The organism is Aeromonas sp. OTU364 (assembly GCF_038440395.1).
In the GTDB taxonomy this organism is placed as follows: domain Bacteria; phylum Pseudomonadota; class Gammaproteobacteria; order Enterobacterales; family Aeromonadaceae; genus Aeromonas.
This window is the reverse complement of the sequence record NZ_JASATR010000029.1, coordinates 1-13923: the sequence shown is the minus strand read 5'-3', so window position 1 is coordinate 13923 and position 13923 is coordinate 1. Positions and strand designations below refer to the sequence as shown.

8 protein-coding genes are annotated in these 13923 nt (G+C 62.8%); 2 read left to right on the top strand and 6 right to left on the bottom strand.

Features of this window, described 5'->3' with window-relative positions:
- Positions 1 to 100: 100 nt before the first annotated feature.
- From AAHB08_RS20225 to AAHB08_RS20210, 4 genes are all read right to left on the bottom strand, one after another.
- Entirely contained in the window at positions 101 to 571 is a 471-nt protein-coding gene (locus AAHB08_RS20225) for a YhcH/YjgK/YiaL family protein (protein WP_342059911.1), read from the bottom strand.
- A gap of 300 nt (positions 572 to 871) precedes the next feature.
- The gene (locus AAHB08_RS20220; RefSeq protein WP_139435958.1) at positions 872 to 1978 is read right to left on the bottom strand and encodes a 1-acyl-sn-glycerol-3-phosphate acyltransferase; all 1107 of its coding nucleotides are present in this window, start codon (positions 1976 to 1978) and stop codon (positions 872 to 874) included.
- 221 nt (positions 1979 to 2199) lie between these two features.
- A complete protein-coding gene (gene rimJ, locus AAHB08_RS20215) occupies positions 2200 to 2751 on the bottom strand; it encodes a ribosomal protein S5-alanine N-acetyltransferase (RefSeq protein ID WP_342059922.1) in 552 nt (183 codons plus the stop codon).
- 61 nt (positions 2752 to 2812) lie between these two features.
- A complete protein-coding gene (locus tag AAHB08_RS20210; protein ID WP_025325892.1) occupies positions 2813 to 3373 on the bottom strand; it encodes a GNAT family N-acetyltransferase in 561 nt (186 codons plus the stop codon).
- Positions 3374 to 3721: 348 nt separating this feature from the next.
- Here AAHB08_RS20210 and AAHB08_RS20205 point away from each other — a divergent pair, with 348 nt between their 5' ends.
- A complete protein-coding gene (locus AAHB08_RS20205; RefSeq protein WP_342059910.1) occupies positions 3722 to 5491 on the top strand; it encodes a M4 family metallopeptidase in 1770 nt (589 codons plus the stop codon).
- Between the two features lie 48 nt (positions 5492 to 5539).
- Here the strand turns inward: AAHB08_RS20205 and AAHB08_RS20200 are convergent, their stop codons facing one another.
- Complete coding sequence (locus AAHB08_RS20200; protein WP_025325890.1) at positions 5540 to 6439, bottom strand: LysR family transcriptional regulator; 900 nt, start codon at positions 6437 to 6439, stop codon at positions 5540 to 5542.
- Between the two features lie 208 nt (positions 6440 to 6647).
- Between AAHB08_RS20200 and mdtH the strand changes: the two genes are divergently transcribed.
- Positions 6648 to 7841 carry a multidrug efflux MFS transporter MdtH gene (mdtH, locus tag AAHB08_RS20195; RefSeq protein ID WP_342059909.1) on the top strand — a complete coding sequence of 398 codons (1194 nt, stop codon included), beginning with the start codon at positions 6648 to 6650 and terminating at the stop codon, positions 7839 to 7841.
- Between the two features lie 189 nt (positions 7842 to 8030).
- Here mdtH and AAHB08_RS20190 read toward each other — a convergent pair.
- On the bottom strand, positions 8031 to 13923 hold a 5893-nt coding region (locus AAHB08_RS20190; protein WP_342059908.1), incomplete at its 5' end, for an Ig-like domain-containing protein.

Genomic DNA, 13923 nt, shown 5'->3' with positions numbered 1-13923 from the left:
GCACCGACCTTTCGGCAGGCACACTCGTCAAATCATCGATTCGGGACGGACCGAGCGGCGGCCCTGTCGTGGCGGGTGCCCGGGCACCCGGCGCTGCGGCTCAGACCGAGGTCAGCAGCGACTGGTGGACCTTGACAACCAGCTTCTTCACCAAGCCCGTGGTGGTCAGAGTACAGAGAGGGCGATGCAGTTCTCCCGGCCAGAAGATGGCAAAGTCGCCGGGCTGCAACGCCAGATAACTGGTCTGGTCGTCATCGACGAACCAGAGATCGGGGTGGGGATGATCGGCGCCGTCGCTCACATAGGCATGGGGCCCGACGCCGATCCACTCCTCCCCCCGCAGCAGCAGCTGGATGTCCAGATACTGCTCATGAAACTCGCCGCGGCGATCCGCGACCGGCTCGGTCAGCGCCTCGCTCACCAGGCAGAACAGCTTGAGGCCGTCTATGTCCTGCTTGCCAAGCGGCGCCTCACGCCAGTGGGCAAGGCTCTTCACCACCTCGGCCATGATGCGGGCCAGGGGCGCGGGCAAGGGGGTGCGTTGCAAGGTATCCAGACTGCCGGTGATCATGGGGTTCGCATCCTTAGGTATATCTGCCGTCTATCTTTGTCCATCAATGAAAAAGGACCCCTAAAGGTCCTTATTCAGCGTCGTCTGCCATCCGTGCAGACTCGAAGAGCGCCTGGTTCGTCTTGTTGGCGCCGGGTCACTGTTGCACAGTCGCCCGCCCCTTGCCAAGAGATACCCGCTCATTCACCCGATGATCGTACCAGTTGAAACAATATTATTCACTACTCCATTGCCACCGACTTTGACCAGACGCAAAAACGGGAGCATCTGCTCCCGTTTTTTTCACCGAATCGGCGTCATTCAAACCTTGCTGGCGTTCTCCACCGGCTTGGCGTACATGGCACGCCAGATGGCCTTGTGCTCTTCCGGCACCTCCGACTGGCGGGTCAGGAAGGCGGTCTGCTCTATGGTGCTGGCCTTGCCGGGCACATCTGCGGCCAGGTAGTTGCCCGGGAAGAGGCGGTAGCTGCTCCAGATCGCCTTGTCGATGAGCGCGGCCAGTTCGTCCGGATCGCTGAAGCCCTCGGTGATGGGGGCGCCGAAGGAGACATGTACCCGCCCCTTCTGGCCGACGATGCCGGCGACTATGCTCTCGATGTCCTCGAACTCGCCCTTCTCGTAGCTGCCGTTGACCGACTTCTCGTAGAGCTCCCGCGCCTTGGCCTTGTCGGTGGGGTCCAGCTCGTAGCTGATGCTCACCGGCACTATGTTGAGGCTGCGCATGTAGTCGACGAAGTCGATCTTCTGCTTCTTGCCGTCCACGTAGAACATCTTGAGGATGGCCGGATCCGTCTTGTCGTCCCCGTTCTTGGCGCGCCCTTCCTTCTGGGCGATCCAGATGGAGTGCCCCTCGTGCACCGATTGCCCTATGTAGGCAGACAGCTCGCCGAGGGCCTTCATCATCTCCCGGGGCCCCTTGGCGGAGCGCTTGACGATGAAGCTCTTGTTGAGCTTCATCAGCTCGGTGGCGCAGGGTTTGCGCAGCAGGTTGTCGCCGATGGCGATGCGCACGGTGTCGAAGCCATGGGTGTGCAGCCCCCAGTTGACGAACGCCGGATCCATGGCGATGTCCCTGTGGTTGGAGACGAACAGATAGCCCTGCTCCTTCTTCAGATGCTCGAGGCCGGAGAAGCTCACCCCCTGGGTGGAGGTGGCTATCATGCGGCTCATGTAACGGGTCACCCCCATCTGCACCTGATGAACGGTGCTGACCTTGGCCCACTTGTGGCGCAGGAACTGGCGGATCAGCGGGCGAATGGCCCAGCCCAGCCAGCTCATCAGGGAACCGAAACGGTATTTGGCGATGGCGCCGATAAACTCGTCATCCTGGATCAGCCGCTCGATGGCAGCCGGCACTTCGTCATCGCGATAGGGGCGAATGTCCGCGAATCTATCTACTTCTGTCACAATGTCAGCCTTGCATGTATGGAGTCGCGACCAGCTGCTGCTGGCCGGGAAAATTCAGGGCGCAATTTTACACGCTTTTGGGGTCAGGGGTATGAGAGGCATACAGATAGTGCGATCTTGCCGTGAAAAAGCCGAGAGAACCTGGGTAACCAGGATCCGGGACGGCCTGCGCCAACGGCTTGACGAGGGGCTGACCCCGCCCGGAGAAAGCCACCGACTCCTCAACCTGCCGGATTGAGCAGCGCGGTGAGGACGTGGTCCTCCCAGCGGCCGTTGATCATCAGATAGTCCCGGGCATAGCCTTCCCGCTCGAACCCGAGACGCGTCAGCAGGGCGCCGCTGCGCCGGTTCACCGGCATGTAGCTCGCCATGATGCGGTGCAGGTCGCGCTCCCGGAACAGGTAGTCGATGCCGGCGGTCACCACCTCCTGCATCAGCCCCTGCCCCTCATGGGCCTGGTCGATGGCATAGCCCAGATGGCATGCCTTGAACATGCCCATCATGATGTGGGTGAAGTTGCAGGTGGCGAGCACCCGCTCCCCTTTGGGATCGAGCGCCACCAGTTGCACGGCGCTGCCGTCGAAAAACTGGCCGTAACCGTCGCGCAGCCGCCCCTGCCAGTGACCCAGGGTGTAGAAGCTCTCGTCCCGTCTCGGCTCCCAGGGCTGCAGATGGGTGCGGTTGCGCAGGTAGAAATCCAGCATCAGCTCGGCCCGCTCCGGGGGAAGGACGGTCAGCCGGGTGCGGGCCGTGGTGATATGGGGCAGGGTCAGCACTCTGCCTCCCCATGCTGGCCAGGCATGGCGCCAGCGACCTGGCTGGGCCGGGACTCCATCAGTGATCCCTTTCCCGCAGCCTGAGCCAGTCATCCCGCAGCAGACCGTAGTGGACGTGATCCACCACCCTGTCCGCCAGCCGCTCCGCCCGCCGGGTGATCCCCTCCTGCTGCATGCCGAGCCGCTCGCACACCGCCCGGCTGGGCTCGTTCTCCAGCGCGGCGCTGATCTCCACCTTCTCCATCCCCATCTCCTCGAAGGCGTGATGGATCAGGGCCTGACAGGCCCGGGTGATGATGCCGTTGCCCTGCCAGCGCTCCGCCAGCCAGTAGCCGATGCTGACCTTGGCCAGCCCCTGATCGATCTGGTTGTAACCGATGACACCCACCACCTCCCCCTGATACTCGATGGCGGTGGTCAGCCCCTCGCCCCGGGCAAATTTCTCGATGGCGTGGCGAATGAAGGTGGCGCTGTCAGAAGGCTGCTGGATATGGGGCACCCAGGGCAGCCACTGGGAGAGATAGTCGCGATTACGCTGGCAGAGGCGAAAGAGTTCGCTGGCCATGTCGGGTTGCAGGAACAGGAGCGCCAGCTCGTCATCCAGTTGCCATGAAAACATTGCTCCTCCCCCGCCTTTGGTCCGGCCCCCGCCGTCATGGGAGCCAATGTAGTCAATCAATCCCTTGTTTGCCAAGGACTTTCGGTGCCTTTCACCGGCAGGCAATCCCCATATGGATGTGCCCATTTGGGCACTATTTTCAGCCTTGCAGCAATCAGCCCTTTCATTGGCACAAGTCACCAGATTAATGACGACTTTCAGCAGCCACGGATGGCAACAGTCAGATCTGCTACGCCTTTATGCTGCTCTGTCACAAATGACAGGCAGTTATTTCAGACCGGCGCACTAGTGTAAGAGCGCCGGGCAACGGACCCGGCGTGTAATCTTCATCGACTAAGGAAAGACGAGATGAACAAAGTCTATTTGGCCGTCATGCTGGCCTGCTGGGGAAGCGCCGCCATGGCGGCAGAACAGGTGGAAGTGAACCAGGTCTCCGACCTGCCCGGCGCGGTGAGCGGCGCCGCCAGGATCGGTGCCCTCGCCGCAGGGGATGGCGAGTTTCGCAAGGTGCGGGCGGTGACACTGCCCAATGGCCAGCAGCGGATACGCTATGAGCAGACCTGGCAGGGCATTCCGGTGTGGGGCCAGGTGCTGGTGGCCGATCAGGCCCTGGGGGGCCAGGTCAACCAGGTGTCCGGCACCATGCTGCGCAAGATAGATGCCGACCTGACGGGCCCGGCCGTCGCCCTCTCTGCCAGCGACGCCGCCCTCAAGGCCCGCAGCGGCGCCAAAGGGAGCAACGAACAGGTCAAGCTGTTCGTGATGCAGGATGAGACCGGCCAGGCCAGGCTGGTCTATCTGGTCTCCTGGCTCGCCGCCAGCAAGGAGCCGAGCCGCCCCTTCGTGATGATCGACGCCCAGACCGGCAGCGAGCTCAAGCGCTGGGAGGGGATCAACCACAAGGACGCCACAGGCCCGGGGGGCAACGTCAAGACCGGCAAGTACTTCTATGGCGCCGATTTTGGTCCCCTCAAGGTGGACGACAGCTGCCGCATGAGCAGCACCAACGTGGACACCATCAACCTCAACCACGCCACCAGTGGGGGGGCGGTGCACCAGTTCAGCTGCCCGGAGAACACGGTCAAGGAGATCAACGGCGCCTACTCCCCCCTCAACGATGCCCACTACTTCGGCAACGTGGTGTTCGACATGTACCGCAACTGGTACAACACGGCGCCGCTCAGCTTCAAGCTCAAGATGCGGGTGCACTACAGCCGCAACTACGAGAATGCCTTCTGGGACGGCAGCCAGATGACCTTCGGCGACGGCGCCACCACCTTCTACCCCCTGGTGAGCCTGGACGTGGCGGCCCACGAGGTGAGCCACGGCTTCACCGAGCAGAACTCGGGCCTGGTCTACTCGGGCCAGTCGGGCGGCATCAACGAGGCCTTCTCCGACATGGCGGGGGAAGCGGCAGAAAACTACATGAAGGGCAGCAACGACTGGCTGGTGGGGGCCCAGATCTTCAAGGGCAACGGCTCCCTGCGCTACTTCGAGGATCCGACCCGGGACGGCAGCTCCATCGGCCATGCCAGCGATTACTATGACGGCATCGACGTGCACCACAGCTCCGGGGTCTACAACCGCGCCTTCTACCTGCTGGCCAACACCAGCGGCTGGCAAACCCGCAAGGCATTCGAGGTGTTCGTGCTGGCCAACCGCCTCTACTGGGGCCCCAACACCACCTTCGACCAGGGTGCCTGCGGCGTGACCAGGGCGGCCACCGATCTCGGCTACAACCTGAGCGACGTGGCGGCTGCCTTCAGTGCGGTCGGGGTCAACGCCAGCTGCGGCGCCACACCCCAACCCGGCAACGTGCTGCAAAACGGGGTCGCCGTGACCAATCTCACCGCCACCAAGGGGGGCAAGCTGAACTACACCATCGAGGTGCCCGCCGGCAGAAGCCAGCTGGTGGTGACCAGCAGCGGCGGCAGCGGGGATGCGGATCTCTACGTGAAGTTCGGCAGCGTGCCGACCAGCAGCAGCTATGACTGCCGCCCCTACAAGAGCGGCAACGCCGAGACCTGCACCCTGAACTCGCCCAAGGCGGGCACCTGGCACGTGCAGTTGAGCGGCTTCAGTGCCTTCTCGGGGGTGAGCCTCAAGGCCAGCTACTGATCCCGAATGTCAGTGAAGGGAGAGCGCCGGACTTGTCCGGCGCTTTTTTCATGCGGGCTTGCCCGACCAGCGCCGGGCCAGGGTGCGCGCCGCCTCCAGCACCCGCTCCTTGGCGGGATTGGGCCGCTTGCCGCTGCGCCAGGCCATCATCACGTCCCAGTGATCCGGCGGCAGATCCGTCACATCCAGTTTCACCAGGCGGCCAAACTCCAGATCCCGGGTGATGGCGAGCGCCGGCATCAGGGTGATGAAGCCATGCTCCAGCGCCAGCTCCCGCGCCGCACTGGCGGGCTGGATGGCGTGCAGCGGGCTCGCCACCTGGCGCAGCAGCCGCAGTTGCAGGATCAGCTCGTCACAGCCGGTGCCCCACTGCTGGGGGGCCAGCCGCTCGTTGGCGATGTCCTGCAGGGTCAGCCCCTGTCGTCCGGCCAGCGGATGGGTGGCGCAGGCCACGGCGATGATGGGGGAGCGATAGAGCAGCTCGAGCTGGATGCCCGCGATGGCGGGACACTTGAGGATGAAGCCGACGTCTGTCTCGCCGGTCAGCAGCTCCTGCATGATGACGCCGGAGTGATCCGTGCTGCAGCGGATCTCGAAGGCCTCGTCCACCAGGGCCAGCAGCAGGGGGCCAAACACCACTGTGGTCAGGGAGGGGAGACAGGAGAGCCGGATCCGCGGCAAGGCGGGCGCCCCCTGCATCGCCAGCCGCCCCCCCTCCAGGGCACTCAACGCACTGGTGGCCGCCGGCAGGAACTGCTCGCAGGCCGGTGTGGGGGTGGCGCCACGGCGGTGACGACGGAACAGAGACTGACCCAGCTCCTGCTCCAGTACGGCGATCCGCTGGCTCACCATGGGTTGTGACCAGCCGCGAATGGCCGCCACCTTGCTGAAGCTGCCACGGTTGGCCACATCCAGCAGCAATTGCAAATCATCGAGTGTCACAGCCATAACCAAATCCAATATGAAATATAGCCAGTTGTCGGCTACCACTATATCTGGAGCCCCACCAGAATAGCAGCATCAATCGTCGTGAAATGGCAGAACGCCAGCGAGTCAGGGACATATCGTCGCCCTTGGCTCTGTTTGGTGACGGCGCCATTCGGATAATGAGTACACAACAAATAATGTCATCGAAGCAAGCAGGGGTATAAGGGTCATGGTGGAGCGGGCGAGGCGGTTGGGGCGGTGGTTCTTGGCATTGGATTCCCTCTTGGTGATCCTGGGATTCTTCGTGGTGATGCCCATGATAAGCCTGCGATTCGTGGATCAGCTTGGCTGGGCCGCCGGTGTGGTCGGGCTGGCGCTAGGGCTGCGTCAATTGACCCAGCAGGGACTGGGGGTCTTCGGCGGCTCCCTCGCCGACAAGTTCGGGGCTCGCCCCCTCATCGTCTGCGGCATGTTGCTGCGGGCGCTGGGCTTTGCCAGCCTGGCCTATGCCCAGAGCGGGCTGGAACTCATCGTCTCCTGCATCATCTCGGGGCTCGGCGGCTGCCTGTTCGATCCCCCCCGCGCCGCCCTGGTGATCAAGTTCACCCGCCCGCGGGAGCGCGGCCGCTACATCTCCCTGCTGATGATGCTGGAGAGCGCCGGCGCCGTGGTGGGGGCCCTGCTCGGCAGCTGGCTGCTCAACTTCGACTTTGAATATGTCTGCCTGCTGGGGGCCGGCCTGTTCGTCTGCGCGGCCCTGTGCAACCTGCTGATCCTGCCCCCCTACAAGCTCTCCCTGCGGCCGACGCCGATCCGGACAGGCCTCGGTCAGGTGCTGGCGGACAAGGCCTTCTGCCGGCTGGTGCTCATCCTGAGCGGCTACTACGCACTCTGGGTGCAGGTGATGCTGATCTTCCCCATCCTGGTCAAGCAGATGGCGGGCAGCACCACGGCGGTGGGCTGGATGTATACCCTGGAGACGGCCATCTCCCTGGCCCTGCTCTACCCCCTTGCCCGTTACGGCGAGCGCCACTTCAAGCTGGAAAACCGCCTGATGGCGGGGGTGTTGCTGATGACGGCAGGGATAGGGCTGGTGGCCTTTGCCACCACCTTGCCCGCCGTCTTCATGCTGCTTGCCTGCTTCTATCTCGGCATCATCATCGCCGAACCGGCGCGGGAAACGCTCATGACCAAGCTGGCCCAGCCGGGGGCGCGCGGCAGCTACATGGGCTTCAGCCGCCTTGGTCTGGCGCTGGGTGGCATGACGGGTTACGTGGGGGGTGGCGCCCTGCACGACTACGCCATGGCCCAGGGCCAACCCTGGCTGCCCTGGCTGGTGCTCGGCACCGTCGGCGTCACCACCCTGCTGCTGTTGGTGAACTGCTTCCAGCGTGACTCTCGCCTAGCCCACGTCAATGCCTGATCCTTGAGCACGCAATGTGGATGACCCCGGGGCGCCCCTCGTTCGAGGTGGCGCCCTTCTTTTATGCGGCAACACAGGACCGGCGCCCCCTCCCCTTGGCTGCCCCCTCTTTCCTCCACCCCACAGACCGAATGACGCACATAAAAAAAGCGGCAGATTGCTCTGCCGCTTTGTGTCCATCTGGATGGGTTACTTGTCGATATCCAGCAGATTGTTGTTCAACATGTAGTCGATGACCTGGTTGGCCGTGGATCCCGCGCCTCCCGTCAGAGTGTCGAAGGTGTGGTTCACCAGCACTATCTCCTGGGTCACAGGTGCCGCGCTGCTCTCCTTCACCTGCAGGTGCACCCCTTCGCTGTCCTGGAACACAGAGAGCAGGCTCTTCAGGGTGGTCTGGTTCTTGCTGCCATCGCTGTCGAGCAGGTCGCTGAGATCCAGTTTGTCCCCTTCCGACTTGCTGAAATCGACGACATAGTCCTTGGCAACGGAGCCTGCGACCGTGTCCCCCTTCAGCCAGGTGAAGGTATCGGATCCCGCATCCCCCTTCAGGATGTCGTCGCCCACCCCTCCGATCAGGATGTCGTTGCCAAGGCCGCCGCTCAGCACGTCGTTGCCGGTCCCGCCGTACAGGGTGTCGTTGCCGCTGCCACCACTCAACACGTCGCTGCCACTCTCGCCATAGAGGGTGTCGTTGCCGCTGCCACCGAACAGGATGTCGTTGCCGGCGCCGCCGTACAGGAAGTCGTCACCGCCCTGACCGAACAGGATGTCATTGCCATCCCCGCCGTAGAGGGTATCGCCCTTGTCATTGGTCGACGACTGATCGAACTCGCTGGCGTGATCCGTGATGTAGGAATGCACCTGGGCATCGGTCACCGACCCGGCCCCCAGCTTGCCGCTCACATACTGCTTGATGGCCGCATAGCCTTCCCCGCTGATACCGGTGAAGCGTACCGCGTCGCCAAACAGGATGTCGTCGCCTGCCCCGCCATCGAAGCGGTCGGCCCCCGGCAGGTTGTTGATGGAGGTCCCCAGGATGGAGTTCGCCAGATCGGAGGCAGACACGTTGGACTGCACCACCTGATCGCTATCGAACTGCTTCAGGGTATCGATGGAGACGTTGCTACCGATGCCGATGGCCTGCAGAACGACCTTGTTGGCGGCCAGGAGCGGCAAGACGGCCAGGGCGTTTTGCAGCGCCCAGTAGTTGCCGTCATAGGCGGTGGAAATCTCGAAGGTGCCATCCCCTTGCGCCTTCAAGGTACCGATGGACGTCGAGTTCCACTTGTTGTTGTTACTGTTCTGCGACCACTGCTGCACCCTGCCGTTGGCATCGATCAGCATCCTGCTGGTGCCGCCTATGGTGGCGTAGAAGGCCTGACCCGGCACATAGTTGTTGACGTTGACGAACGAATCGAGCTTCTCGCCAGTCACCAGGTTAATGACAGGGTTGGTATCCTCATAGCCGTAATAGGTGTTCGGCGCCCCATCGGTGATGAAGTAGGCCAGGTTCTTCGCATTGGCGTTGTTCTTGGCGGTGTCGCTGTTGAACCAGTTGGAGGTGGTCTTGAGGGCATCCTCGTAGTTGGTCGCACCACCGTCCCAATAACTGCCGTCCATGCTGCCGAGCACACTCTGCAGCTTGGTCAGGGCATTGGGATCCTTCAGATCCACGCTGATGGACTTGTTGGCCTGACTGTCGAAGTCCACCAGGAAGATGTTGACCTTGCCCGCACCCTCGGTCCCGGCACTGCTCTTGAGGCTGGTAAAGACTTGGGTCAGTTGGGCCTTTATCGTCTCCATGGCGTCGCTGCCGATACTGCCGGAACTGTCGACCATGAAGGCGATGTTGTAGTTCTGGCCCGGCAATACCACGCTGCCATCCAGATCCCCCACCACGATATTGTGCTCGCTGCCGTAGGTCCGGTTCTGGTCGCCCGGCTCTCCTTCGATGGCGTTGAAGTAGCTCAGGCGGATGCTGTCATCGTCGGTGGCGGAGCTGGTCTGATCGGTTCCCACCTCCTTGGCGATGGCGTCCACCTTGAGATCGACCTGGCCAGCGCTGCTGCCGGGGACTCGCAGGGTCAGGCCGGTCAGCTTCACATCCAGCGCACTCGCACTCCACAGGCCGCTGCCGGCGGTGAGGGTGAGCTTGCCATCAACCCCGACGATACCCAGCAGCTGATTGCCGCTGTAGAGTTCTGCCCCCTTCGGCATGCCGCTCAGTACCAGGCTGTCGAGCACTTCGCTGCCATCCCGATCGCTCAGGGAGGCGCTCAGCTCCAGCGGGTAGTCGACCACCGTCGGCTGCACCAGGGTCAGCTCACCCGTGCTCTGGTTGAGCTGGTAGATGCCGTCGGCGAACTGGACATACTCCACGTCATGCAGCGCCTTGGTGATGCCAGCGCCCTTCTCTGTGACGGAGAAGTCGAACCAGCGATCATTGACCGAGTATCCGCTGCCCTTCTTGATGGCGTAATCGGCCCGGTTGCCGGTCAGCACGGCGATATCTGTACCGGCACCGCCATAGAGGCCGTCGCCGCCAAGACCGGATACCAGCACATCGTTGCCATCACCGCCGTAGAGGGAATCCCCCTGAGTCGCATTGCCGCCGACCAGGACATCGTTCCCCCCCTGCCCATAGAGCAGATCGCCACCGCCGTGGGTGCTGACGATATAGTCGTTGCCGCTGTTACCAAGCACCTGCTCCTGGCCACTGCTGCTGTCCGCCAGCGAGTTGGTGATGCCAAAGGCCGTCTTGTTGAAGTTACCGGATTGGAACTGCTCCGTGGTGACACTCGCGCTCGGGAAGCTCGGGTTGTAAGACGGAATGCCATTCCCCGTCAGGGTGACGTTGACGGTGGGTTTGTCGGCCACCGCCGCCACGTCGATCACCAGCTTGCTGCCGTTGCTGAGGTTGGCACCGTCGCTTATCTGATAGCCGATGCTGGCATAGTCGCCCTTCATATTGCCGGCCAGGGCGCCATTGCCGTTGGCGGCATTGGTGCTCGATTCATTCAGACCGGGCACGAAGCGCAGATGGCCCGCATTCACCTCGGCGTAGGAGATGAGGGATCCGGTTTGCACCGCAACCCACTGCCCCGCCGCATTGAGGTATTCGAGGGTACCGTTCAGGGGCAGGGTGTTGATCTGCACCCCGAGATCGCTCGCGGCCTGATCGTCGCTGGCACCGAACTGGGCCCAGGTCAGCACCTGGGGCTTGTCTTCCTGCCCGGCACTGTGGCCACCGGCCGCCGTCGGCGCCCGATCGTTGTCGACGATAGTACCTGTGCCGCTCTGGCCACCTATGGTCACCGACAGGGTCTCGTTTGCCTCGACCAGACGATCGTTCACCGTCGGTATGGTCACGGTGAAACCGGATACCCCGGCCGGCACAGTGATCTTGCCGGTGGTACTGTTGTAGGTCACGCCGTTGCTGAACTGGGCAGTCCCCCAATCCAGGTTGGATGCGGGGTTGCTGCCGTTGCCCCTGATGGCGAAGTCATATTGCGTCGCCTCCTGGGTCGCGTCGGACAGGGTCACCGTATGTTCCAGGCTACCGCCTTCGGTCACGCTGTCGACAGAGATCCCCTGAACGATGGGCGTAAAGAGCGGCTTGGTGGCAAACGACCCGATACTCACATCCCCATCGCCATCCGTCACCTGGATCCGGAAGTCGATGTCGCCATCTCCCTGGGGTTTGGACATGTTCTGGTACTGGAAGAACTCCCACTTGCCGGTGGCCGGGGTGAACTCCAGCCGGAAGACTAGGTTGCCGCCCGCATCCTTGCCGAGCAGGGTGTTGGTCCCGCTGGAGGTGATGGAAATGGCGGAGCCGGAAGCCGTCCGCAAACCATTTTCGAAGGTTGCCGGATCCAGCACCAGTCCCATGGAGCCCTTGCCATCCGCCCCCCACTGCGGCGTCACGGTGCCGGAGCCATAGGCGATGGCCTGCGCCGTGTCGGCACCGAGGAACTCGATGCTCTTCACCGTCAGATCGCTGTTGTCCTGGGTGTTGGTGTTGCCGTTGTTGGTCGCCTTGATCACCATGGTATCGAAGCCACCCTGCTGCACCTGGAAGTTCTGGTTGAACTCCCCGCCTGCCGCCGTCGAGCTGAATACCAGGGTATTGATCAGCACACCGCCGCGATAGAACTCGACGACCCCGCTCTCCAGCTCGCCGCCAAACATCTGGCTGAACTTGATGTTGGCACCATAGGCGACCTTGCCCGCATCCAGCTTGATGACCAGTTGCTCGGAGGCAGAGGTGCCATTGGCGAAGTGACGGAAGTCGATCTCGTTGGCGATGTTGTGATAGGGCCCCTTCTCGCTGGCCACACCGAGCCCGGCGCTGGAACCGTTCACATTCGCTCCCTTGAGTGTCGAATCCTTGTCCGAGGTGAAGCCCAGGGCACTGATGGTGAAGCCCGTCATGTCCAGGGTCGAATGGTTGCCACTGAACTGGGTCAGATCGAAGAACCCGGTCAAGGTGTTCGGGATATTGGTCTTGGCGACGGACACGGCGTCGGCATTGCCAGCGATGGGGGAGTCATCCTCGATGCTGACATCCAGCTTGTCCTTGGTGCTGCCGCTGCCATCGGAGACCTCCACATCCAGTTGGAACGACAACCTGTCTTCCCGAGTGGTATCAGCGTGATCGAGCGGGCCCTTGAGGGTCACCTCATAGGTCCAGTCCCCCTTGCCACTGGCATTGGGCGCGGTCAGTTTGACCTCGACCACCGGCTTGTAGTCGGCAGAGCCTATGGTGCCCGTGTATCCGACCAGCGTCTTGCTACCCGCACTCCAGTTCCACTGGACCTGAGCACCACCGGACGTCAGCCCGGTCGGTCCGTTCAGGGAGATGTTGAGGGTGCCGCTGTCGATGTCACCCACCGAGAGGATACCGGACGCCTTGATGGCATCGGTACTATCCGGGTTGCCGGTCATGTCTGCAATGCCGTCTGCCAGCCCCTCTTCGGAGACGACAGCCCCGTTGGAGATGGTCAGCGTCGGCAGATCGTTGACCGCATCCACCTTGATGGTCACGGTTGCGGGGCTCGCATCCACAGCGCCGTCGTTGTCCACCGCCGCATAGTTGAAGCTGGTATTGCCGTTCCAGTTGGCATTGGGGGTGAAGGTGAGCTTGCCAGCGTCCGCCACCGCAATGCTCTGATCCACCGTCACCGCCACCCCGTTCAGATAGAGGATGCCGTTGGCCGGCAGGCTCTTGATGGTGAAACTCACCACGCTGCCATCGATGTCGCTGCCACTGAGGGTCGGGATGGCGATGCTGGCTGCATCTTCCTGACCAGTTGCCTGCTTGTTCGCCGTCTCCGGCGCTTCATTCAGGATCTGCGCGTTGTCGCTGCCCGGCAGAGAGACGTTGCCCGCCTTGTCGGTCTGGGTCGTCGTCACCGTCAACGACTTGCCGTTGGCCGGGGTCGTTTCCGTCCAGCTGATTGTGCCGTTCTGATAGCCGTAGCTCTTGCCATCGCTTGCCAGCAGGGTGCCATCGCCTTTGAGCGTCAACTGGACAGTGCTGTTCAGCCCGCCATTGCTGATGGTCAGCGTCACCTTGCCACCTGCAGCCAGGTCGGCGTGATTGACCCCGGCGCGCACCTGGATCTGATCATTGCCGATCTCGGTCTTGGTCAGCATCTGGTCGTTGTTGGCATCGTCCACGATGACCACGGTTGGCGCGCCAGCCGCCTGGGTGTCGACCCCGTAGCCTTCGCTGTCGGTCGCGGTGGCGCTGTTGCCCGCCGCGTCGGTGCTGGTCACGCTGGCCTCGATGGTCTGGTTGCCATCGGCTGCCAGGTCGCTGCCCGCCACCAGGATGGTGAAGCGGCCATCGGCAGCCACCTTGCCGGTGTAGTCGGTGTTGTTGACGGTCAGGGTGACGGTGTCCCCTGCCTTGAACTCGCCGGTCACGGTGCCGCTGACCGGGATCTGCTGACCCGCTTCGGCGGCGTTGATGACGTCGTCGGCGGTGATGTTGGCATCCAGTTTGATGGCCAACGCCACCGGCGCCTGGGTGTCGACCCCGTAGCCTTCGCTGTCGGTCGCGGTGGCGCTGTTGCCC

Excerpts from the sequence above, each read along its gene's own strand:
- AAHB08_RS20200 (WP_025325890.1), bottom strand. The coding sequence starts at position 6,439 with ATGGCTGTGACACTCGATGATTTGCAATTGCTGCTGGATGTGGCCAAC.
- AAHB08_RS20225 (WP_342059911.1), bottom strand. The coding sequence starts at position 571 with ATGATCACCGGCAGTCTGGATACCTTGCAACGCACCCCCTTGCCCGCG.
- AAHB08_RS20205 (WP_342059910.1), top strand. The coding sequence starts at position 3,722 with ATGAACAAAGTCTATTTGGCCGTCATGCTGGCCTGCTGGGGAAGCGCC.
- AAHB08_RS20210 (WP_025325892.1), bottom strand. The coding sequence starts at position 3,373 with ATGTTTTCATGGCAACTGGATGACGAGCTGGCGCTCCTGTTCCTGCAA.
- mdtH (WP_342059909.1), top strand. The coding sequence starts at position 6,648 with ATGGTGGAGCGGGCGAGGCGGTTGGGGCGGTGGTTCTTGGCATTGGAT.